The organism is Pseudomonas multiresinivorans (assembly GCF_012971725.1).
GTDB lineage: Bacteria > Pseudomonadota > Gammaproteobacteria > Pseudomonadales > Pseudomonadaceae > Pseudomonas > Pseudomonas multiresinivorans.
This window is the reverse complement of record NZ_CP048833.1, coordinates 5,804,028-5,827,705: the sequence shown is the minus strand read 5'-3', so window position 1 is coordinate 5,827,705 and position 23,678 is coordinate 5,804,028. Positions and strand designations below refer to the sequence as shown.

General features: G+C 67.2%; 13 protein-coding genes. 9 read left to right on the top strand and 4 right to left on the bottom strand.

Annotated elements, in window-relative coordinates; all coding sequences use genetic code 11:
- Positions 1–8 precede the first annotated feature (8 nt).
- The 9 genes from recC (at position 9) to G4G71_RS26530 (ending at position 18,047) form a co-directional block, all read left to right on the top strand.
- Positions 9–3,476 (top strand): exodeoxyribonuclease V subunit gamma, encoded by a 3,468-nt coding sequence (gene recC, locus G4G71_RS26570; protein WP_169941536.1) that lies wholly within the window; start codon positions 9–11, stop codon positions 3,474–3,476.
- Positions 3,473–7,147, top strand: coding sequence for an exodeoxyribonuclease V subunit beta (recB, locus tag G4G71_RS26565; protein ID WP_169941534.1), 3,675 nt, complete (start codon positions 3,473–3,475; stop codon positions 7,145–7,147). Before recC ends, recB begins: the two co-directional genes overlap by 4 nt.
- Complete coding sequence (gene recD, locus G4G71_RS26560) at positions 7,144–9,186, top strand: exodeoxyribonuclease V subunit alpha (RefSeq protein WP_169941532.1); 2,043 nt, start codon at positions 7,144–7,146, stop codon at positions 9,184–9,186. The genes recB and recD overlap by 4 nt, the downstream gene beginning before the upstream one ends.
- A 71-nt stretch (positions 9,187–9,257) precedes the next feature.
- Positions 9,258–9,515: a type II toxin-antitoxin system Phd/YefM family antitoxin gene (locus G4G71_RS26555; RefSeq protein WP_169941530.1), complete on the top strand. Its 258-nt coding sequence runs from the start codon at positions 9,258–9,260 to the stop codon at positions 9,513–9,515.
- The gene (locus G4G71_RS26550; protein ID WP_169941528.1) at positions 9,496–9,798 is read left to right on the top strand and encodes a type II toxin-antitoxin system RelE family toxin; all 303 of its coding nucleotides are present in this window, start codon (positions 9,496–9,498) and stop codon (positions 9,796–9,798) included. Before G4G71_RS26555 ends, G4G71_RS26550 begins: the two co-directional genes overlap by 20 nt.
- Before the next feature lie 107 nt (positions 9,799–9,905).
- Entirely contained in the window at positions 9,906–12,752 is a 2,847-nt protein-coding gene (locus G4G71_RS26545) for an ATP-binding protein (protein ID WP_169941526.1), read from the top strand.
- Positions 12,731–13,927, top strand: a complete 1,197-nt coding sequence (gene pvrR, locus G4G71_RS26540) for a response regulator cyclic di-GMP phosphodiesterase PvrR (protein ID WP_169941524.1) — start codon at positions 12,731–12,733, stop codon at positions 13,925–13,927. Before G4G71_RS26545 ends, pvrR begins: the two co-directional genes overlap by 22 nt.
- Before the next feature lie 144 nt (positions 13,928–14,071).
- The gene (locus G4G71_RS26535) at positions 14,072–17,305 is read left to right on the top strand and encodes a hybrid sensor histidine kinase/response regulator (RefSeq protein ID WP_169941522.1); all 3,234 of its coding nucleotides are present in this window, start codon (positions 14,072–14,074) and stop codon (positions 17,303–17,305) included.
- A gap of 91 nt (positions 17,306–17,396) precedes the next feature.
- On the top strand, positions 17,397–18,047 hold the full coding sequence (locus G4G71_RS26530; RefSeq protein WP_169941520.1) for a response regulator: 651 nt from the start codon (positions 17,397–17,399) through the stop codon (positions 18,045–18,047).
- Between the two features lie 210 nt (positions 18,048–18,257).
- On the opposite strand, the gene G4G71_RS26525 is transcribed toward G4G71_RS26530, so the two are convergent.
- Genes G4G71_RS26525 through G4G71_RS26510 form a run of 4 tightly spaced genes read right to left on the bottom strand, consistent with a single transcriptional unit; the run spans position 18,258 to position 23,637 of the window.
- Entirely contained in the window at positions 18,258–18,977 is a 720-nt protein-coding gene (locus G4G71_RS26525; RefSeq protein ID WP_169941518.1) for a fimbrial biogenesis chaperone, read from the bottom strand.
- Positions 18,967–20,313: a fimbrial protein gene (locus tag G4G71_RS26520; RefSeq protein WP_169941516.1), complete on the bottom strand. Its 1,347-nt coding sequence runs from the start codon at positions 20,311–20,313 to the stop codon at positions 18,967–18,969. The genes G4G71_RS26525 and G4G71_RS26520 overlap by 11 nt, the downstream gene beginning before the upstream one ends.
- Positions 20,310–22,901 carry a fimbria/pilus outer membrane usher protein gene (locus G4G71_RS26515; RefSeq protein ID WP_169941514.1) on the bottom strand — a complete coding sequence of 864 codons (2,592 nt, stop codon included), beginning with the start codon at positions 22,899–22,901 and terminating at the stop codon, positions 20,310–20,312. Before G4G71_RS26515 ends, G4G71_RS26520 begins: the two co-directional genes overlap by 4 nt.
- Entirely contained in the window at positions 22,885–23,637 is a 753-nt protein-coding gene (locus tag G4G71_RS26510; RefSeq protein WP_169941496.1) for a fimbrial biogenesis chaperone, read from the bottom strand. The genes G4G71_RS26515 and G4G71_RS26510 overlap by 17 nt, the downstream gene beginning before the upstream one ends.
- Positions 23,638–23,678 lie beyond the last annotated feature (41 nt).

The window sequence follows — 23,678 nt, the reverse complement described above, 5'->3', positions numbered from 1 at the left end:
GAGATCCGATGAGCGAGCAGCGACTGACCCCCGGCCTGATGGTGATCCACGGCAACCATCCGGAAGCGCTGCGCGACCTGCTGGTGCAGTGGATGAGCCTGCATCCGCTGGCGCCGCTGGAGAACGAAGTCATCCTGGTGCAGAGCAACGGCATCGCCCAGTGGCTGAAGCTGGCGCTGGGGCGTGATGTGGAGGAGGGCGGTTGTGGCGTCACCGCCGCGCTCGACGTGCAACTGCCGGCGCAGTTCCTCTGGCGCGCCTATCGCGGTGCGCTGGGCCGCGACGAAATCCCCGAGGTCTCGGTACTCGACAAGGGCCCGCTGACCTGGCGCCTGATGCGCCTGCTGCCGACCCTGCTGGAGCAGGGCGAGTTTGCCACCCTGCAGCGCTTCCTCGCCGACGATGCCGACCTGCGCAAGCGCCACCAACTGGCCGAGCGCCTGGCCGACCTGTTCGACCAGTACCAGGTGTACCGCGCCGACTGGCTGGAAGACTGGAGCCGCGGCGTCGATCAGCTGCGTCTGGCCAACGGCACCGTGAAGGAACTGGACGCTGACAACCGCTGGCAGGCCGCCCTGTGGCGCGCGCTGCTCGACGACGTCGGTGCCGAGGGGCTGGCTACCAGCCGTGCCGGCGTGCATGGCCGCTTTATCCAGAAACTCAAGTCCGCCGAGAACCCGCTGCCGGGATTGCCGCGCCGCGTGGTGGTGTTCGGTATCTCCGCGATGCCCGCGCAGACCGTCGAGGCGCTTGCCGTGCTGGCGCGCCACGCCCAGGTACTGCTCTGCGTGCACAACCCCTGCCGCCACCACTGGGCCGATATCGTCGCCGACAAGGACCTGCTGCGCCACGAATACCGCCGCCAGCGCCGCCGCGCCGGCACCCCGGAACTGCTCTCCGACGACCAGCAGCACCAGTACGCCCAGCCGTTGCTGGCCGCCTGGGGCAAGCAGGGGCGCGACTACATCAACCTGCTCGACCAGTACGACGACCCGGAAACCTACCGCGCGCGCCTGGGTGCGGTGAGCAATGGGCGAATCGACCTGTTCAGCGAGGTCGAGCCGACGAACCTGCTCGGCCAGCTGCAGGACGACATCCTCGAACTGCGGCCGATCAACGAAACCCGCGAGCACTGGCCGGCGGTCGACCCGCAGGCCGACGACTCGGTGCGCTTCCACGTCGCCCACAGCGCCCAGCGCGAAGTGGAAATCCTCCACGACCAACTGCTCGCCCGCTTCGACGCCGACCCGACATTGCGCCCGCGCGACGTGATCGTCATGGTCCCGGACATCAACCCCTACGCGCCGCACATCGAAGCGGTGTTCGACCAATTGCCGCGCGACGACAAACGCTTCATCCCCTACACCCTGGCTGACCAGGGCCAGCGCGGCCGCGAGCCGCTGCTGGTGGCGCTGGAACATCTGCTGCGTCTGCCCGACAGCCGCTTTGCCGTGAGTGAAATCCTCGACCTGCTGGACGTCGCCGCCGTCCGCGCGCGCTTTGGCCTGGCCGACGCCGACCTGCCGCTGCTGCGCCGCTGGATCGACGGCGCCGGCGTGCGCTGGGGCCTCGACGGCCAGCAGCGCGAACGCCTCGGCCTGCCCTCCGCCGCCGAGGCCAACAGCTGGCGCTTCGGCCTTCGGCGCATGCTGCTGGGCTTTGCGGTGGGCGAGGGCGAGGCCTTCCAGGGCATCCAGCCCTATGCGGAAATCGGCGGACTCGACGCCGCCGCGCTCGGTCCATTGGCCGGGTTGCTTGGCGCGCTGGAAAAGGCCTGCGACCTGCTCGCCGAGGAAGCGGCCCCCGCTATCTGGGTACAGCGCCTGCGTACCCTGCTGGAAGACTTCTTCCAGGTCACCGATGACCACGATGAACTGCTGCGCCAGCAACTCCTGCAACTGCTCGAAGGCTGGCTGGAAACCTGCGGCCATGCTGGCTTCAGCGATCCGCTGCCGCTCTCGGTGGTGCGCGAGGCGTGGCTCAGCGGCCTGGATGCCGGCGGCCTGAACCAGCGCTTCCTCGCCGGCGCGGTGAGCTTCTGCACCCTGATGCCGATGCGTGCGATTCCCTTCCAACTGGTCTGCCTGCTCGGCATGAACGACGGCGACTACCCGCGCCCGCAGTCGCCGCTGGATTTCGACCTGATGCGCAACGACTACCGCCCCGGCGACCGTTCGCGCCGCGAGGACGACCGTTACCTGCTGCTCGAAGCGCTGCTCTCGGCGCGCCGCCAGCTCTACGTCAGCTGGGTCGGCCGAAGCATCCGCGACAACAGCGAAAGGCCGCCGTCGGTGCTGGTCGGCCAGTTGCGCGACCACCTCGCCGCGGGCTGGCACAACGCTGACGGCGGCGACCTGCTGCACGGCCTGACCCTGGAGCATCCACTGCAGCCTTTCAGCCGCGCCTATTTCGATGCGCCATCCGCGCACGGTGTCGATGGCCTCTACACCTACGCTCGCGAGTGGCGTGATGTGCACCGCGAACACCACGGCGAGACGGATGCAGCTCCGCTGCCGCCGCCTGCGCTGGATGCGCCCATCGGCCTGCGCGTGCTCGCCGATTTCCTCGCCAATCCGGTCGGCGCCTTCTTCCTGCAGCGCCTCAAGGTGCGCTTCGCCGAGGAGCAACTGACCGGTCAGGACGAAGAGCCCTTCGAGCTGAATGGGCTGGACGTCTGGCAGCTGCAATTCGAACTCTGCGAGCGCCTGCGTCCGTGGGTCGAGCAGCACTGGCAGGCCGATCAACTGGCCGCGCAACTCACCGGCCAGGTCGAACGCCTGCGCCGCGAAGGAAGGCTGCCGCTGGCGGCCTTCGGCGACTTCTCCGCCCAGGCGTTGGTGGCGCCGCTGCACGATCTGCTGGCCCGCTACCGTGAGCAACTGGAGCACTGGTCGCAGGTGGAAGAGGAGCAGCGCGAGCTCAACCACGAGCATGCCGGCATCGAACTGGCCGACTGGCTCGGTGGCCTGCGCCGCAACGCCGATGGCAAGCTCGCCAGCCTGCAGCTGGTCAGCGGCAAGCTTCACGAGGGCAAGGGCTACAAATGGCACGGGCTGGTGCGCCCATGGGTGCGCCATCTTGCGCTGCAACTGTGCGGCGAGCCGGTGACCAGCGTGCTGGTCGGCCTGACCGGTACCCTGGAATTCCCACCGCTGCCGGCGCAGGACGCGCGCGCCGAACTGGACGCGTTGCTGGACGCCTGGTTCCAGGGCATGAGCCGCCCGCTGCCGGTGGCGTGCAAGGCCGCCTTCGCCTGGCTGGCCGCCGGGGAAGATGAGGATCGTGCCGCCCGCGAAGCCGCCAAGCGCTATGACGGCGGCTTCAACCTGAGTGGCGAGGCTGCTTCGTCGGCAGCGCTGGCGCGGGTCTATCCGGATTTCGCCACGCTCAATGCGAGCGAGGAATTCGCCGCCTGGGCCGAGGCCTTGTACGGGCCGCTGTTCGCGATTCTGCAGCGCAAGGAGGAAGCGCAATGAGCGCGGTCGAGCTGAAGCCTCTCGAATTTCCGCTGCACGGCAGCCGGCTGATCGAGGCCAGCGCTGGTACCGGCAAGACTTTCACCATTGCGCTGCTCTACGTGCGCCTGGTCCTCGACCATGGCGGCGAACAGGCTGCCTTTGGCCGGCCATTGAGCCCGCCGGAAATCCTCGTGGTGACCTTCACCGAAGCCGCGACCCAGGAATTGCGTGAACGCATCCGCGCGCGCCTGGGCGAGGCCGCGCGCTGCTTCGCCGAGCCCGAGCAGAAGCACGACGGCCTGCTGGTGAAGCTGCGCGACAGCTATGCGCCCGAGCGCTGGCCCGGCTGCGCACGCCTGCTGCGCCTGGCTGCCGAATGGATGGATGAGGCTGCTGTCTCGACCATCCACAGCTGGTGCTACCGCATGCTGCGCGAGCACGCCTTCGACAGTGGCAGCCTGTTCACCCAGGACCTCGCTGCCGACCAGAGCGAATTGCTCGCCGAAGCGGTGCGTGACTACTGGCGGCGCAACTTCTACCCATTGGATGTGGCGGCGGCCAACGCCGTGCGCCATTGCTACGCCGGCCCCGAAGCCCTGGCCCGCGCCCTGCAACCGCTGCTGGCGGCGCAGGAAGCCGGCTTCCGCTATGCCGATCAACCGTTGACCGCCCCGGCCTCCCTCAGCGAGCTGCTGGAGACCACCGGCCAGTTCTACGACGAACTCGACGCCGCCGAGACACGCGCCCGCGAAGCCTGGGCGGCGGACCGCGCCGGCGTCGCCGAGCTGCTGCGCAACCTGCGTGGCGACCTCAACGGCAACAGTTATCGCGGCAAGGATGACGACAGCGTCTTTGCCGGCTGGATCGAAGCGCTGGACGCCTGGAGCGAAGGCGCCGATGCGCCGGACAACCTCGCCAAGTTCGGCCAGACGCGGATCAAAGTGAAGGCCAAGGCCGTGGTGCCGGAACACCCTGCGCTGCTGGCCATCGACGCCTGGGTCGAGCGCGCCGAGCAGCGCCCGGAGATCGCCCCGCAATTGCTGCTGCATGCGCTGAATGAAGTGCGGCATAACCTTGAAGCGGAGAAGCAGAAGCGCGCCGAACTGGGCTTCGACGACCTGCTGGTGCGCCTCGACCGCGCCCTGGCCGGCAGCGGCGGCGAGCGCCTGGCCGAGCGTATCCGCGAGCAGTTCCCGGTGGCGCTGATCGACGAATTCCAGGACACCGACCCGCTGCAGTACCGCATCTTCGAGCGCGTCTACCGCATTGCCGAGAACCCCCGGAGCCTTGGCCTGTTCATGATCGGCGACCCCAAGCAGGCGATCTATGCCTTTCGTGGCGCCGACATCCACACCTACCTGCGCGCCCGCGCCGCCACCGCCGGGCGCCACTACACGCTGGGCACCAACTACCGCTCCACGCTGGCGATGGTCGAAGCGGCCAACCGCTGTTTCCTCTTCGCCGAAAGTCATCCGCGCGCGGCGTTCCGCTTTGCCGTGGAAGGGCAGGAAAACCCCGTGCCCTTCCTCGAAGTCGGCGCGCGCGGGCGTGACGAGACGCTGCTGCTCGAGGGTGCCGAAGCACCGGCCATGACCTTCTGGCAATTGGACAATGATGGCCAGGTCTGCGGCTCCACGCTGTATCGCCAGGAGATGGCCGCGCGCAGCGCCAGCGCCATCCAGCGCTGGCTGAGCTCCCCGCAGAGCGGCTTCCGCGATGCCGAGGGGCAATGGCGCGCGCTGCGCCCGGCGGACATCGCCATCCTCGTGCGCGGTCGCAGCGAGGCCGAGGCCATCCGCGGCGAACTGGCCAGGCGCCGGCTCGCCAGCGTCTACCTGTCCGACCGCGACTCGGTGTTCGACAGCCCCGAGGCTGTCGACCTGCTGCACTGGCTGCGCGCCTGCGCCGACCCCGGCGACGATGGCGCCCTGCGCATCGCCCTGGCCACCCGCAGCCTGGCGCTGGACTGGGCGACCCTGGAGCGGCTGAACCAGGACGAGCGCTTCTGGGAAGCCATGGTGCTGCGCTTCCGTGACTATCGCCTGCTCTGGCAACAGCAGGGCGTGTTGCCGATGCTGCGCCGCCTGCTCGCCGACTTCGCCCTGCCGGCGCGACTGCTGCGCGAGACCGATGGCGAGCGCAGCCTGACCAACCTGCTGCACCTGGCCGAATGGCTGCAGCGCGAGGCCGTGGAAGTGGACGGCGAACATGCGCTGCTGCGGGTGCTCGCCGAACAGCTGGAGAGCCCGACGAGCGAAGAAATCCTCCGCCTGGAAAGCGACGCCGACCTGATCAAGGTGGTGACCATCCACAAGTCCAAGGGCCTGGAGTACCCGTTGGTACTGCTGCCCTTCATCTGCACCTGGCGCGAGCTGGACGGCAAGAGCGGCACGCCGCCGAGCTTCCAGTCCGGCGAATCGCGGGTCGTCGAGTTGTCCCGCGACAAGGAGCAGGCCAAGGCGGCCTTCCAGCAGGCCAACGACGAGCGCCTGAGCGAGGACATGCGCCTGCTCTACGTGGCACTGACCCGCGCACGCCACGCCGTGTGGCTGGGCATGGCGCCGCTGGTGATGAGCAACAGCAAGAACCCGGAGTTGCACAAGGGCGCCATGGGTTACCTGCTCGGTGGCGGCAACGCGCTGAGCGTCGAGGGCGTGACCGCGCGACTGGGCGATTTGCAGGCAGGAGCGCTGGAGATCGCCCTGGAGCCGGCGCCGGAGATCGGCACCGAACTCTTCGTCGGCGCACAGGCCGGTGAACTGGGCGCCGCCCGTGAACCGCGCCGCCGGGTGGCGGAGAAATGGTGGATCGCCAGCTACTCCGCCCTGGCGACACTGGCCACCGAGGACGACAGCGACATCGCGCCCGCGCCAGCTGCCGCTGAGCCGATCAGCGCCAGTGAAGACCTGTTGCGCGAAAGCAGCCTGGAAGACTTGCGCGAGGTGGAAGTCGTCCCGGCACCTTTCAGCCTGCACGCCTTCCCCCGCGGCGCGAATCCCGGCAGCTTCCTCCATGGTTTGCTGGAGTGGGCCGCCGACGAAAACTTCGACGTCGATGAAGAACCGCTGCGTGACCAGATCGCCCGGCGCTGCGCCCTGCGCGGCTGGGAGGAGTGGATCGAACCGCTCACCGGCTGGCTCGGGCAATACCTGCGCACGGCTTTCCGCGTGCCCGACGCGGCGCCGGTCAGCCTGGCCGGGCTGGCGACGTTCCAGAAGGAAATGGAGTTCTGGTTCGCCACCCGCAACGTCGACAGCCAGCGCCTGGATGCCGCCGTGATTCGCCATACGCTGGGCGGCGTGGCGCGGCCGACGCTGCAGGCGAACCTGCTCAACGGCATGCTCAAGGGCTTCATCGACCTGGTGTTCGAGCACGAAGGCCGCTACTACGTGGCCGACTACAAATCCAACTGGCTGGGCGCCGACGATGAGGCCTACACGCAGGAGGCGTTGCGCGAAGCCCTGCTGGAGCACCGCTACGACCTGCAGTACGCGCTCTACCTGTTCGCCCTTCACCGACTGTTGCAGGCGCGCCTGCCCGACTACGACTACGACCGCCACATCGGAGGCGCGATGTACCTGTTCCTGCGCGGCAGTTCCTCGGCGACCCAGGGCATGTACCTGGAACGCCCGCCGAAGGCGCTGATGGACGAGCTGGACCGCCTGTTCCGCGCGGAGGTGCCGGCATGAAGAGCACCACTGAAATGCTCGATCTGATCGGCCGCTGGGCCGAGCGCGGCTGGCTGCGCGAGCTGGACCGCGCCTTCGCGACCTTCCTCGTCGAGCGCGCGCCGGATGCCCATCCGCTGCTGATTCTCGCCGCCGCCCTGGCCAGCCACCAGCTCGGCCGCGGGCACGTCTGCCTCGACCTGGATGCGACGCTGGCCGACAGCCGTTTCGCCCTGTCGCTGCCGCCCGAAGGCGACTCCGCCAAGGACGCGCCGGAGCTGCCCGGCGTACTGCTGGACGGCTTCGATCTCGATGCCTGGCGCGCGGTGCTGAACGATCCGCGCTTGGTCGGCGACGGCCCGGGTGAAACGCCGCTGGTGTTGTCCGGGCGCCGCTTGTATCTGCGCCGCTACTGGCAGTACGAGCGGGAAGTCCGCGCCGGCATCGACCAGCGCCTGAAGCAGGGCGAGGCGCTGCGGGCCGCGTTGCCCGCCGCGCCACTTCGTCAGGCCCTGGACGCTCTGTTCCCGAAGAAGGCCGGCAATGTTCAGGCGAGCCAGGGGGCGGACTGGCAGAAGCTCGCCTGCGCACTGGTCGCCGGCAACGCCTTCGGCATCGTCACCGGCGGCCCCGGCACCGGCAAGACGACCACCGTGGTGAAGCTGCTCGCCCTGCTGCAAAGCCTGGCACTGGGGGAGGGCGGCCGCCCGCTGCGCATCCGCCTTGCCGCGCCCACCGGCAAGGCCGCTGCGCGCCTGAACGAATCCATCGCTGGCGCCGTGCAGCGCCTTGACCTCTCCGCCCTGGCCAATGGCGAAGCGGCGCGGGAGGCGATCCCCACCGAAGTCACCACGCTGCACCGCCTGCTAGGAAGCCGCCCGGACAGCCGCCAGTTCCGCCACCACGCCGGCAACCCGCTGGCACTGGAGCTGCTGGTGGTGGACGAAGCCTCGATGGTCGACCTGGAGATGATGGCCTCGCTGCTTGCCGCACTGCCGCCGCGTGCGCGGCTGATCCTGCTGGGCGACAAGGACCAGCTGGCCTCGGTGGAAGCCGGCGCGGTGCTCGGCGAGTTGTGCAGCCGCGCCCGTGAAGGCCATTACCGCCCGGCCACTCGCGACTGGCTGCAAGCCGTGGCCGGCGAAGCCATCGACGACGTGCTGATCGACAGCGCCGGCAGCGACCTCGACCAGGCCGTGGCCATGCTCCGTCACAGCCACCGCTTCAGCGCCGACAGTGGCATCGGTCAATTGGCTGAAGCGGTCAACGCCGGTGATATCCCGGCCCTGCGCCAGGTGTGGAAGGCGCAGCACGAAGACCTCGCCCGTATCGCCGTGGATGCCCAGGAAACCCGCAGCCTGCGCGATCTGGTGATCGACGGCGGGCGCGGCGGCGACCTCTTCGGCCCGGTCGGCTACGCCCACTACCTGCGCGTGGTCAGCGGCTCGCGCCCGGCGGACAACGCCACTCAGGACGCACTGGATGCCTGGGCAAGGAAGGTGCTGGAAGCCCACGGCCAGTTCCAGCTGCTCTGCGCATTGCGTCGCGGGCCCTGGGGCGTGGAAGGATTGAACACGCTGATCGGCGAGCTGCTGCAACGCGAAGGGCTGATTCCTTCGGCGAACGGCTGGTTCGCCGGTCGGCCGGTGCTGGTTACTCGCAACGACTACGGCCTGGGCCTGATGAACGGCGATATCGGCATCGCCCTGGCGTTGCCGCAGACGGCCGACGATGGTTCGGTGCGCTGGGTGGCGCGCGTGGCCTTCCCGGCGGGCGACGGCACCGACGCCATCCGCTGGATCCTGCCCAGCCGCCTGCAGGCGGTGGAAACCGTGTTCGCCATGACCGTGCACAAGTCCCAGGGCTCGGAGTTCACCCACGCCGCGCTGCTGCTGCCCGACAGCCTCAACCCCATCCTCACCCGCGAGCTGGTCTACACCGGCATTACCCGCGCACGGAAGTGGTTAACCCTGGCCAGTGCCGGGCGTGGCTGGCAGGTGCTGGAGGCGGCCACGGAGCGGCGGGTGCAGCGGGCGAGTGGGTTGCTGGGCCTCTCATGATGTGACGAAGAGCACTTGATTAAACGCTTTTGAAAGCACCTAATTAAGTGTCTTTGCGCTGGGAGGCTGCTATGCCCCATTCCATGCTGGCGGATGTTACCGCTTCCATCACCGAGCTGAAGAAGGATCCCATGGGCACTGTCGCTGCTGGCATGGGACACGCCGTTGCCATTCTCAACCGCAATGAGCCGGTGTTCTATGCAGTGCCGGCCGACGAGTACGAGCGCATGATGGAACTGCTCGACGACCTGCAGCTCGGTCGGATCGCCGAGCAGCGCAAGGATGAACCGAGAGTGGAAGTCACCCTCGATGAGCTTCGCCAGCTCTGATCCGCAGTATCGTCTGGCCTTCAACACCTCGGCGCTCAAGGAGTGGAAGAAGCTCAAGGGCCCGTTGAAGGCGCAGTTCATCCGCAAGCTCGATGAGCGTTTGCGTAATCCCCATGTCCCGTCGGCGCGCCTGCACGGCGCGGCCAATCGTTACAAGATCAAGCTAGCCTCGATGGGTTACCGACTGGTGTATGAAGTCTTCGATGACCAGGTGGTCGTGCTGGTCATTGCTGTGGGGAAACGGGAGCGCGGCGACGTCTACAAGGCTGCGCAGAAGCGCTGAGCGCTCTTCGAGGTGACGGGCTCCGGGAAATCGACCCGACCCGCATTTCCATGCTTTTTAGATTTGTCTGATGTCCGCCTGGCCCGCTTTTCGCCAGGCTGGCGGGCATGAAACTCAAGCAGTTCCTTCGTCGCCAGGATTCTTCCTTTTCCACCCCGAAGGCAGCCCGAAAGCTCCTTCGTCTGCTGGCCGGGGTGGTGATCGCCTGCCTGTTCTTCACGCTCAGCCTGTTCCTCGCTGCGAGCTTCAACGGCGAAGTCTCGCAGTTGCGGCGCCAGATGAATGCGGCCATGTACGAGGCCCAGGACTACCTGGGGCAGCGTGAGTCGCTGCTGGAACACATCAGCCGGGGCGTGACCTGGAAAGCCCGCGAACCGCTGGTGCAGTGGCGCCAGTTGAGTGTGCCGGTGCCACCCCACGAGCAGGTTTTCGTCACCCTGGGCGAGTCAGGCTCCAGCTGGAGCCTGGCGCTGTCTGGGCGCGACCTGTCGGAGATGGAAGCCAAGCGGCTGAACCTGGTTTATGTCTCGCCCGCCCCGAATCGTTCGGTGACGCGGCTGTACGGGGCACCGGCGCTCAACGCCGTGGTGCCGCCGTCGGTGCTCGAAGCGCTGGGGCAGCCCGGTACGCCGAGGGAGGAGCGGCAGGTGCGCTGGCTCGCCGACCCGACCGACCCGCAGGTGCGGCAGTATCTGTTCACCCGCGTGACCGGCGAGGAGGATAATGGCTGGCTGGGCCTGGAACTGTTCGGCGCCGATCTGTCTGCGGCGTTCGGCGTGCCCGAGGCCGGGCGCTTTCTGTTGCTGGACCGTGATCACCGGGCGATCCTCGGCAGCGCGGTCACGCCGCAGCTAGGCCTGCAGTTCAGCGACCTGTGGAAGGGCGACAATTTTGCCTTCAGTGGTGCCGGCCTGCTGCCCAGCCACCTGGCGCTGCTCAAGCACCTGGGCAGTTCCGACTGGTCGCTCGTCTACTACTTCAATCTCTCCGAGCTGCTGGTGCCAATGTGGCCCCGGGTGCTGGCCTCGCTGGCTTTCCTGCTGGGTTGCTCGCTGCTGGTCTGGGGTATGTGCCGGCGTATCAACCGGCGCCTGATCGGCCCGGCGCAGCATCGCCTGAATGCACTGGTGGAGAACGAGGGTTTCCACCGCGCAATGATCCAGACCGCGCCGGTAGCGCTCTGTGTGCTGCGCCGCAACGATGCCGAGGTGGTGCTGGAGAACCGTCTTGCCCAGCAATGGCTCGGCTGCGGCGACGAACGCCGCTACTGGAGCCACGGCTGGCTGGAACGGGGCTTCAACAGTGGTGAAAAGGGTGGTTCGGAGGAGGTGGAAACCCACACCGGGCGGCACCTCTACCTGAGCTACACGCCGACCCGCTACAAGGGCGAGGAAGTGTTGTGCTGCGCCTTCAGCGACATCAGCGCGCGCAAGCAGACCGAAGCCGCGCTGGCCGAAGCCAAGCGTTTGTCCGACGCCGCCAACGAGGCCAAGACGCTGTTCCTGGCGACCATGAGCCATGAAATCCGCACACCGCTGTATGGCGTGCTCGGTACCCTGGAGCTGCTCGGCCGCACGGCGCTGGATCATCAGCAGTCCGGCTACCTGCGCGCGATCCAGCGCTCATCTTCGACCTTGCTGCAATTGATCAGTGACGTGCTCGACGTATCGAAGATCGAGGTCGGCCAACTGGGCCTGGAACCGGTGGAATTCTCGCCGCTGGAGCTGACCCTGGACACGGTCCAGTCCTACGCCGCCACCGCCCGCGCCAAGGGCCTGCAAATCTATGCCTGCTGCGATTCGCAGATGCCCGAGCGGGTGCTGGGTGACGCCACGCGTATCCGCCAGATCCTCAATAACCTGTTGAGCAATGCGGTGAAGTTCACCGACAGCGGGCGCATCGTTCTGCGAGTCCGCTCGGAGCCGGACGAGGGCTGGTATGACACGCTGCACTGGCAGGTGGCTGACACCGGTATCGGTATCCCTGCGGACCAGCAGGAGCATCTGTTCGATGCCTTCTACCAGGTTTCCGGCCACGCGCGCGTAGCCGGTGGCACGGGCCTTGGTCTGTCGATCTGCAAGCGCCTCACCGAACTGATGGGCGGGCAGCTGCGAGTCGTCAGCGACGTCGGCCTGGGCAGCAGCTTCGCCCTCAGCCTGCCCCTGCAATGCGTGGACCGGCAAGCCAGCAACGAGCCCCGACTGTGCAACTCGATGGTGTGGGTACATGCGCCGACCCGCGAACTGGCCGAGAGCCTATGCGGCTGGGTCACTCGCTGGGGAGCGCGGGCCCAGGTGGTGGCCTGCGATCAGCCTGTCGAGGAAGACGCCACCAGTGTGCTGCTGGACCTGCGCTTCAACCCCCACGACCGCGCGCCGCTGCCCACCTGGCGTGGCTGCCGGGTGCTGGTGACCGACCTGGGCGGCGAGCAGCCGCGCCAGGAGGGCTGCGACTGGCATGTGGGCCGCTACAACCTCCAGGGAATGCGCCGCGCTCTGGCGGCGGCGCAGGGGTGTGTCAGCGCAGACGCGGCGCGGCTGGCCGAGGCCCTGCCCGACATCGGCCTCGGCCTGCGCGTGCTGCTGGTGGAGGACAACCCGATCAACCAATTGATCCTGCGTGACCAGCTGGAAACTCTCGGCTGCATGGCCGAGCTCGCCGTCGACGGCCGGCAGGCGCTCACGCGCTGGCAGCCGGATGCTTTCGACGTGGTGCTCACTGACGTCAACATGCCCCATCTCAATGGCTATGAGCTGGCTCGTGCGTTGCGCCAGCGCGGCTATCGCGGGCCGATCATCGGCGCTACCGCCAACGCCATGCACGAGGAAAACGAACGTTGCCTCGCCGCTGGCATGAATCTCTGCCTGCTCAAGCCGGTGGACCTGCGCACTTTGCGCCAATGCCTGACCAGCCTGCCCGCGGAGGTGCCGTCGTGCGACATCAGCGAATCCTGATCGTTGAAGATCAACCCTTTCAGCGCGAATACCTGCTCAACCTGTTCCGCGAGCAGGGCGCCGTGGAGCTGCGCGCTGCCGAGGACGGCGCCGAAGCGCTGCGCTGGCTGGAGCAGGAGCGATTCGACCTGGTGGTCAGCGACCTGATGATGCCGGGGCTGGACGGCGTGCAGCTGATCCAGCGGCTGGCCGCACTGAGCCATCCGCCGCTGCTGGCGATCATGAGTTCAGCGTCGCGCCCGCTGATGGGCAGTGCCTGCATGGTGGCCCGCGCCCATGGCATCACCGTGCTGGAGCAGATCGCCAAGCCTGTCCGCGCGCCGGTGGTTCGTCGTCTGCTGGAGAAACTGGTCTCACGCCTGGAGCGCGAAGAGCTGCATCGCGCACCGGCGATCCCCGTGCCTACCCGAGAAGAGCTGGTACTCGCGCTGGAACAGCGGCAGTTCTGCGCCTGGTTCCAGCCCAAGGCCTCGCTGATCGACGGGCGCATCGTCGCGGCAGAAGCGCTGGTGCGCTGGGTGCATCCACGCCACGGCGTGCTGCAACCGGGCAGCTTCATGGCCGCGTTGACCGCCGCCGGGCTGGACGAGGCGCTGCTCTGGACGGTGCTCGAGCAGGCACTGCAGGCGCAGGCCGACTGGGGCCAACTGGGCTTCCACCTGTCGGTGGCGGTGAACCTGCCGACCCACCTGCTCGACGACGCCGACCTGCCGGATCGCCTCGCGGCTTTTGTCGCGGCCCGTGGCGGGGTTCCGGCGCATATAGTCTTCGAACTGCTCGAATGCAGCAGCACGGCGACCCCGGCCAACTACTATGCCGGCACCTGCCGTCTGCGGATGAAGGGCTTCGGCCTTGCGCAGGACGATTTCGGTCAAGGCTACAGCTCGCTGTACAACCTGGTCTCGACTCCTTTCACGGAGCTCAAGATCGATCGTGCGCTGGTGCATGGCTGCGTGGATGACGACGGGCTGGCGGCGGCGCTGGAGAGCATCGTCAAGCTCGGCCGGCAGCTGGGGCTGGAGGTGATCGCCGAAGGCGTCGAACACCCCGAGGAGCTTGCCCTGCTGCGCCGGCTGCGTTGCGATTGCGCCCAGGGCTTCCTGTTTTCCGAGGCGGTTCCGCAGGACGTGTTCACCCGCCAGTTGCTCCAGGAGCGCACCGCCATGGCTCATTGACCCACGGCAGGCACATCGCAGATGCAAGGGCGATCATTGGCCTGTCCAGGGCTGTCGGGTCGCCTAATCCCATACTCACATCTACAGTCTGCTGGTATCCGGCGGGCCCTCCGCCGCCATTTCTTGCGACACCGGATGCTTTGCATGAAGGACCACGACAACGGCTCGATTCGTAAACTGGCCAGTACTTCTCTGCGCCTGAACGTTGTGCTGCTGGGCGCCGTTTTCCTTGCCCTGATGCTGGTGGGCGCCTGCTACTGGGCGCTCGGCCGGGTGGTGCAGGAAGAGCGCGACAAGGTGCTTTTCCACTTCACTCGCCTGGTGGGCGATATCCACGAACATGAAGCTTTCCTGGCGCGCATCGCCCAGCAGAGCGATGAATCCACCCAGCGCGAAGACCTGAACGTCATTCCCTTGCAACGACGCATGCTGGCCCGCGAGAAGGGCATGGAAATCCACGAGGGGCGTGAATTTTCCTTCGCCATGCCCTTCACCCTGGCGCAGCAGGTGCGCCACATCGGGCCGCAGGAAAAGCCGGGGCCGTTCTCCTTCGGGGTGATGCTGGCGAACTTCTACAGCAGCTACTGGAGCACCTCCGTGTTCCCTTCGCCCCAGGTGCTGGTGATCGATCTGCGCGGGCCGACCAGCCTGGCGGTGCCCTCCATTGGCAACTTCCGAGGCCAGCGCCCGCTGACCCGACGCAGTTACCTGACGGTGATCGATCAGGTGCGCCATCGCCTGGAAATTCGCCAGCCGGAGCGCGGCGATACCCAGGTGCACTGGGCCCAGGCGGAGTCCTATACGGGCGGGCCGGGGCGTGAGTTGCTCGGTTTCGTCAGTGTCGATCTGCCGGACAAGCTCTGGTGGGATTCCGACCTGGATCGCCAGGTGGTCGCGGTGTCCCTGCTCAACCTGGATCGCATCAACGACTTCGAGCAGATTCTCGAGCGCCCGGTGTTCGACGAACTGGAGCTGATCTCGCCCAATGGCCGGGTGTTGATTGACTCGGTGGGCGCGGCGGGGGACTACGACGAAGGCTTGAACCTGAGCGCCGACGGCATGGTGTTCAAGGTGCACAGCGGCGGAGAGAGCGGCTGGACCGCACTTTACCGCCTCAGCTATGCGAGCTTCTTCCGCTACGCCAAGTGGCAGTTCCTCGGTGGTCTGGCGCTTGTCATCGGTAGCCTCGCCGGCGGCTGGTTCGCCATTGGCTGGTACTCGCGGCGGGTGATCAAACCGGCGCGCCGGGCGCATCTGGAGATAGTGGAGAGCGACGCCTTCAGCCGCGCGGTGATCCAGACCGCGCCGGTAGCGCTCTGCGTGCTGCGCCACGGCAGCCACCAGGTGGTGATGCAGAACCGCCTGGCCGAACAGTGGCTGGGCGACGCCGATGCCATCACCCGCATCAGCCGCGACTGGGACCTGAGCGGCAGGGTTGGTGAGGGCAGTGGCGAGCTGGTCTTCGAGGTGGAAGGCCGCGCCCTGCACGCCAGCTTTGCGCCGACCCGTTACCGAGGCGAGAACGTGGTGCTCTGTGCCTTCAACGACATCAGTGCGCACAAGCAGGCGCAGCAGATGCTGGCCGATGCCAAACTCTCGGCGGATGCCGCCAGCGAGGCGAAATCGGTATTCCTCGCCACCATGAGCCACGAAATCCGCACGCCGCTCTACGGGGTGCTGGGCACCCTGGAGCTGCTCGGGCTGACCGAGTTGACCCATCAGCAGCGTGATTATCTCGCCACCATCCAGCGCTCGTCCTCGACCCTGCTGCAGTTGATCAGCGACATCCTCGACGTGTCCAAGATCGAGGCCGGGCAGATGGCCCTGGAGGTGGTGGAATTCAACCCGCTGGAGCTGTCCGAGGATGTCGTCGCCGGGTACGCCGCCGTAGCCGGAGGCAAGGAGTTGCAGCTGTATGCCTGCATCGACGCCAACACCCCGGGCCTGGTGCGCGGCGATGCCGCGCGCATCCGGCAGATTCTCGCCAACCTGCTGAGCAATGCGCTGAAGTTCACCGATATCGGCCGCGTGGTGCTGCGCTTGCGCATCGTGGCTGACGAGTCCGGCGAGACGGCCCTGCAATGGCAGGTGACGGATACCGGCATCGGCATGTCCGATGCGCAGCAGCAGCGCCTGTTCGAGCCCTTCTACCAGGCCCACGGCCATGAACACACGGTCAGCGGCACCGGCCTGGGCCTGTCGATCTGCGCGCGGCTGAGCCAACTGATGGGCGGTCAGCTACGCGTGGTGAGCGAAACCGGGCTGGGCAGCAGCTTCACCTTTACCCTGGCGCTGCCTGTTCTGGAGCGCGCCCAGCCGCTGGCCGACAGCGCGCCGCTGCTGCCGCAGCCGGTGTATGTGCGGGCGCCGGTCAAGGAGCTGGCGCAGAACCTGGCCGCGTGGATCGACGGCTGGGGAGGTTCGGCGCTGGTCCAGGAAGAGTTGCCGGCGGATACCCCGTCCGGTGCGGTGCTGCTGGACCTTCTCGAAGCCGGCAGCGAGCCGTTGTGGAGCGGGCCGCGTGTCTGCGCGCTGGCCGAGGCGGGCGCGCAGCCAATGGCGTCGGCCCTGGGCTGGGAGGTCAGCCTTTACCACCTCGCCGGCATCGCCCAGGCTTTGCGTCTGGCGCAACAGGGCGGAGCAGGCCAGACGCGCCAGCCACCCCGTGCTGCCCGGCTGGGCAAGCTCGGCCTGCGGGTATTGGTGGCCGAGGACAATCCGATCAATCAGGCGCTGCTCAAGGAGCAGCTCGAGGAGCTGGGCTGCCGCGTCACCCTCACCAGCAACGGCCGCGAGGCCCTGCAGCGCTGGGCGCCCGGTGCTTTCGACGCGCTGTTGACCGACGTGAACATGCCGATAATGAATGGCTACGAGCTGGTGGGCGAGCTGCGCCGCCATGACAGTTGGCTGCCCATCATCGGCGTCACCGCCAATGCCCTGCGCGAGGAGGGTGAACGCTGCATGGCGGTGGGCATGAACGCCTGGCTGGTCAAACCGATGAGCCTGCGCACGCTGCACGACGGGCTGCTCAAGGTGTGCGGCTGTGCGGCGGCTCAGCCGTCGGAGAGCGAGGTGCATGCCGAGTCGCCGGCGCAGGACCGCATTCAGGTCTCGGAAAAGATGCGCGACCTGTTCCTGCGCACCATGCGCCAGGACATGCAGGGCGTGACCGACGCCCTGCATGGCAATGATCTGGCGACCGTCCGTCAGCAGGTGCATCGCCTGCGTGGCGCGCTGGCGGTGGTCCAGGCCCATGGGCTCAGTGATGCCTGCGGTGCGGTGGAGGAGGCGCTGATTGCGCAGCCCGCCGGGCCGGAACTGTCTGCGGCGGTGACGACGCTGATGGGACGAATCGAGGTGGCCCTGGCCAGCCTCTGAGAGCCTTTCCGGTAACCGGGGCTACTCTGGAATAGTGGCCGTGCCCCAGTGGCCGGCCGACGATCGCAAACGTTGGGACTCAAGAAAACTCATGGAAAAAGTCAGAGTGGCATTAGCGGACGACCATCCCATCGTCCTGATGGGCGTTCGCGAGGTGATCGAACGGGATGATCGCTTCGAGGTGATCGGCGAGGCGCACAACTCCAGCGAGCTGGTGGCCCTGTACCGCGAGCAGCGCCCGGCCATCGTCATCACCGACTACAACATGCCGGGCGACCAGACCTATGGCGACGGCATCAAGCTGATCGAGTACCTGCTGCGTAACTTTCCCGAAACGCGCATCCTGATCCTCACCATGCTGTCCAATCCGCTGATCCTCTCCAGCCTCTACGATCTGGGGGTGTCGGGGGTGATCCTGAAGAACGGTGACCTCAACGAGATCCTCGTGGCGCTCAAGGCGCTGTCGCAGGACCGCATCTACCGTGGGCCGGGGATGCAGTCCTCGAACAGCGTGATGGCCAGCGGGGACGACGTGGAGGGTCGGATCGCCAGCCTGTCGGTGAAGGAGTACGAGGTGCTGCGCCATTTCGTATCGGGGATGAGCGTGCGCGACATCGCCCTGCTCCTGAACCGCAGCGTGAAGACCGTGAGCGCGCAGAAGATATCCGCCATGCGCAAGCTGGACGTGGATACCGACCAGTCACTGCTGACGTTCTGCGTGATGGCCAATCTGTTTCAGTAAGTCGGGCCCAGGATGCGCCTGTAGGAGCGAGCTTGCTCGCGAACTGCCGCGATGCTGAAGTCCATGGTAGGCCAACTGTCCTCTTCCTGAGGCTCCGCTCCTGCCAGATCAAGAGCCCCTCACCCTAACCCTCTCCCGCAAGCGGGAGAGGGGACTGTTCGGTGCAGAAACAAACGATGGCGTCAGCCGGCACGGACGGGTGCCTCTCTCTCAGCGCAGCTCGGCCTCGCCCTGCTGGCTGTTCCCGCCATCGTCGATCCACAGGTAACGCACCTCTCCAGCGTTCGCCGGCAAGCCTTGCCTGGGCGACAGCGTGCGCTGCGAAAACGGCGGGAGCAGTTCGGCCGGCAGCGGCGAGCCTGTGTTGCCCTGGCGTACTTCGGCGCCGGCGAGGGTGATGAAGTAGGCGGTGGGATTTTCCACCTGCACCGCATTGCCGGCCCGCCGGAAAACCAGCTGGCGCGGAGCCTCTTCAGCGTCTTTTGCCAGCGAGTGCGGCCGGTAGATGACCTTCATCTGGGTGCGCAGCGTGACGGTCAGGCGCGACTGCCCTTCGGCCAAGGGCTCGTTGGATTGCGGTGGAATCTCATAGAGGTTGAGCCAGTACAGCGACTCGCGATCCGTGGGGAGTTTTTCCCCGGTATGGAGCAGGCGCAGGCTGCGCTGCTGGCCGGGGTTCAGGCGGAAGACCGGCGGCAGCGGCATGATCGGCGCCTGGGCGGTTTCCGGGCTGGATTCAAGTTCGCCGTCGTCGATCCAGGTTTGCACGATGACCGGATAGGGGTTCTGGTTGGCCAGCGCAAGGGAGGCTTCGCGCTGGCCTTCATCGAAGATCACCCGCGTGCGTTCGGCGGTGACGCCGGCATGGGCATTGGCGCCGGCCAGCAGCGCCAGGCCGAGCAGGGCGCCGCGCAGACGGTTACTGAACACGGATCACCACCTGCGCGGTGGCCTCCACGCGGCCGGGGGTCACGGTGGGCATGCTGCCGACGCTGAGCTTCTCCAGGCGGGCGCGGAAGGTTTCGCTGTATTGCGAGATGCCACCGACTTCGCCGGTCTTGTTCGAGGCGTTGCCGATCACCGGGTACCAGCCGCGCGCTTCGGCGTTGCTGCCGTTGGCGGAGTCTTCGTTGGCCAGAAGGTTCATCTCGCTGCCGTTGCGCAGCAGGCGAATGCCGACGCCCTGGGCGACACCCGGCTGGCCGTAGCGGTCGGAGACGAGGTAGGAGAGGCCGCCATTGCCGTTCACCAGGCCCAGGGACGAGGACGCGGCCAGCGCTCCGGCGGAGACCTTGATGCCCAGTGCGGTGCCGTTGGCGGCGGTGCTGTTGATGACGCCGGTCTGGCATTTGAAGGCGACTTCGAAGGGCATTTCGCGGCTGGCGCCGGCGTTGATCTCGCCGATGGAGATCGACGGAAAGACCACGTGCGGGGTGACGTTGGTGATGGCGCAGGTGGGGTAGCGCTTGAGCGTCATGAAGTTGTACAGGCCGATGGCGCCGGGCCAGTTGGCGTGCCAGCCGGACCAGTTTCCGTAGTGGGTCTGGCCGACGTTGGGGTAGGACAGCCCCGGCCCCTTGATGGCGATGTAGCCCGCCGGCTGCGTATAGAGGTACCTCTGCGAGGAGATGGTCGCCGAGTAGTAGCGGGTGCTTTCCAGCGGGGCGCGGAACAGTTCGGCGCGCACGGCGCTCAGATTCTTCGCCTTGACCAGCTGGAAACCGCGCGAATCGATATCCAGCCCAGTGAGCAGGCGCTCGCGCCAGATGTCGGTGAAGTACTGGCCGGTTTCGACGTGGGTCAGGCGCAGCAGCACGTTGGGCCAGGCGGTGCGATAGGCGGCTGGCAGGCCGATGGAGTTGCCGACGCTGTCGCCACCCTGGTACCAGCCGCTGTAGAGGTCGTCACCGTTGGTGGAGAACATTTCGAAGACCTCGTCACCGGCAGCGCAGCGGAAGAATACGCGCTCGGGGTCGTAGCCTGCGGTGACGCCGTACTGGGTGAGCGGGGCGACCGAGCTGGCGATGAGGGTGCCATCGGGCTGGAAGCTGGCGTCGGTGACGTTGATCACGCTGGGCAGGCCGAGCGGGCCGTTGCAGGTATCGCAGGCGCCGGCCCAACTGCCGGCGGTGCCCTCCCCGGGGCGGATCTGGTAGGTCAGCGTGGTGGTCGCGGTGCCCACGCCGGTGACCTTGTAGCAGGTGGCCCAGGCGCTCGGTGCAAGCAGCAGGGCGAGCAGCGGCAGGCTGCGCAGGATGGGATTCATGAAGCCTCCGGTAGGCAGGTCGCCTGCAGGCGCACCAGCACCTGGTCGAGATCGGCGCCTTTCAAGTCGTACGGGAGCAAGCAGCTGTCTTCCGCCCTCTCGCCCCATTGCACGCGCAGCCGGCCCTGTTCGCCTTCGGCGCGGGCATAGACCTGCCCGCCCTGGCCGACCATGCCGATGTTCACGCCGTTGCCGTCGAGCACATCTGCGCCCAGCGGCAATGGCTGGCCATCGGGCAGCTTCGCCTGGATCAGCAGCGGGTGGCCGGTGAGGGTCTTGAATTCGACCTTCACGGCGGCGCCGGCGTACGGCGCGATCTTGCGTTCGGTCTCCACCAGCTCGGCGTTCTCGTCGATGCCTTGCGGGTCGAGGCTGATGGGGTTGTAGCGGTAGGGCGAAAGCGACGGCACCACGGCGTAGCCGTTGCTGTCGACCCGTGCGCCCTGGCCGCCGCGCACACCAGCACCGCTGGCGCCCTTGGCTTCCACCAGGGCGAAGGTGTCGCCCACGTAGGGGCCCAGGGTCAGGCCGCCGCTGTGCAGCACCGCCGCGCCGCGCATACCGCCATTGACCTGGCGGTAGCTGGAGCTTTCGGCATAGCCGGCGTTGAGCGTGGCGACCGAGGTCTGCTTCTGCAGGCTGCCGTTGAAGTCGGTGCCCTGGCCTTCGCTGTCGCGCCCGGCGGAGAGGGCGTAGCTGAGCGTGCGGTCTTCGCCCAGGGTACCGTTGAGGCCGGTCTGGTAGGTGCTGCCGCTGGTGTCGCCGGAGCGTCGCGAGGCCATGGCGCTGAGGTTCGGTGCGCGGCTGGTGGAGCCCAGCGGCATCGATACGCTCAGGGTCAGGGTGTTGTTGCGGTTGCTGCCGTGCTGCAGGTTGTACTGCGGCGGCTGCGACGGGTCGTAGTCGTCGTTCACGTCGCGGTACCAGGTGGTCTGCTGGCGCGAGTAGGCGAGGTTGTAGCTGAGCTGGCGCCAGGTATTGGAGTAGCCGACCTGCAACTGCGTATCGCGGCTCTTGCCGTCGTAGTAGTCGGCGGTGGAGCCGGACAGGTAGAGGTTGCCGTACTGCCCCAGGCCCTGGTTGACCAGCAGGGTGAACTGGTTGCGCTGCTTGTAGCTGCTCGAGTCCCAGGTGTCCCCATGGTCGCTGGCATCGCGTGCCGAGAGCGCATCGCCGAGGTCGCGGTAGCCTTCGGTGGAATAGCGATAGCCGGCCAGGGTCAGGGTAGTCTGGGTCGGCTGGAAGGTCCGGCTGTAGTTCAGGCCGACGCGCCAGCCCTGCTTGCGCTGGTTGTTCTCCACGGTGGCGCTGGAGAAGGTGGTGTTCATGCCGAATGCGCCGTAGGGCGTCGCCAGTACGCCGCCACCGAGCAGTGCCAGATAGTCCTCGGCGACGCGCGCGCCGAGGTTGGCGGTGAGGGCGTTGGTCAGGCCGCGCTGGTAGGTCAGGTCACCGAACAGGTCGTTGCCATCGCCGTACTGGCGGGCCTGCCCAACCGTGGCGCTGTAGCGCGAGAGGCCGGGGCGCATGGATTCGGGGACGGCGGAGAAGGGCACGGAGAAACGCGAGACGCTACCGTCGGCCTCGATCACCTGCACGTCCAGGTCGCCGTCGTAGGCGGTGCCGTAGAGGTCGTCGATGACGAAGGGGCCCGGCGCCACGGTGGTTTCGTGGATCTTCCGGCCATTCTGGCTGATGACCACCCGCGCATTGGTGTTCGCGGTGCCGCGCACTTGCGGTGCGTACTGGCGTTGCGAGTCCGGCAGCATGCGATCGTCGGTGGCCACGCGCACGCCGCGGTAGCCCATGCTGCCGAACAGATTGCCCTCGGTGTAGCTGTCGCCCAGGGTCAGTTCGCTGCGCAGGCCGGGGAGCGCGCGCTGGGCGTAGGTGCGAATGCTGTTCCAGTCGCTGCGGGTGTTCCCCGCATAGCTGGAGTAGGTGTAGTTGGACTGGTGGCGCAGGCGCCACAGGCCGAGGTTCACGCCGCCATTCAGGCCGAGGTAGCCGTAGTCCGAATCGCCGCCGCTGCTGGAGCCTTCGAAGCTCGAACGGTAGAGGTTGGCGTCGTAGTTGACGAAGCCCATGGTGCTGCCGGCGTCCCACTCGTCCGGGCTGACGTAGCCGCGCGGCTTGATGTCGAGCAGCGCCTGGGGCACCGAAAGGTCCAGGCGCAGGCGTGCGGTGTCGAGGTTCCAGGTCGAGTCGGGCAGGCGCTCGCTGATCCAGTGGCAGATGCCCTGGTCGTCCTTGCCGGCCAGCGGGTCCGGGCGCGCGCCCAGGCTCTGGCGCAGGAAGCGTTCGCTGAAGCAGGGCTCGGCGCGCGTGCCGCGCTGGCGCATTTCCACTTCGGCGCGGGTGGCGTACTGGCCGTTGAGGTACAGGTCGACGTGGTAGGTGCCGGGGTCCACCTGGTCGGCGCGGTTGAAACGCTCCAGGTTGCCGCCGGCCAGCCCGGAGCCCATCAGCAGGCTGTCGTCGAAGCGGTAGTCCGCTTCGCTTCGCGCCAGTCCCGCGACCGCCATGGTCAGGGTTCCGAGGGCGAAGGGCAGCAGCGCTCCACGGTGCAGATCAACGCGGCAGATCATGGCGAAGTTCCACTCTTGCGCCGTAGTCGTTGATCAGCATGGCGGAAAGACTCGCCGTGCCGGCGGGGAGTTCCGAGGTTTTCTCCGCTTGCCACTGGGCCTCGCCCATCGGCGTCACCATGGTCGGCTGGAGCGTCCACTGGCGATTGCCGACACTGAGCGTCGCGCCACCGAAGGAGGCGTGATAACCGGTGGGGTTCTCCACCTTCACTCGCCAGGCGCTGCCGTTCTGCACCAGCGAAAAGCGCAGCTTCTCGGGCAGTTGCTCCGGGCTGCCGGCGATGTTCGCCGGGCGGTAGAAGAGCTTCAGGCGGTTGCGCAGCATCAGCAGCATCTGGTTCTGGTCGGCCTTGGCGGCATTGCGCGGCGGAATCTGCAGCACGTTGAGATGGAACAGCGATTCGCGGTCCTGGGGCAGGCCGGAGCCGGTATAGATGATTCGCAGGGTCTGGCCGCTGCCGGGTGCCAGGCGCGATACCGTCGGGTTGACCAGGAAGGGGGCCTTGGCGGTATCGGGCGTGGAGGCGGGGTCGTTCACGTCAATCCAGGCCTGGATGACGTTGGGGAAGCCATCCTTGTTGGTCATCTGCACGGTCTTTTCCCGTGCGTCGCCGGGGTAGATGACGCGGGTGCCGGTGATCACCACGCTGGCCTGGGCGAGCGAGGCGGTGAAGGATGCCAGCAGGGCGAGCGCGAGCGTCGCCGCGCGAAGCGGGCGCAGTGGGAGGGCGTTCATCCGGTTCACCTTTGTGGCCGGGCCGCTCGGGACAGGTACGC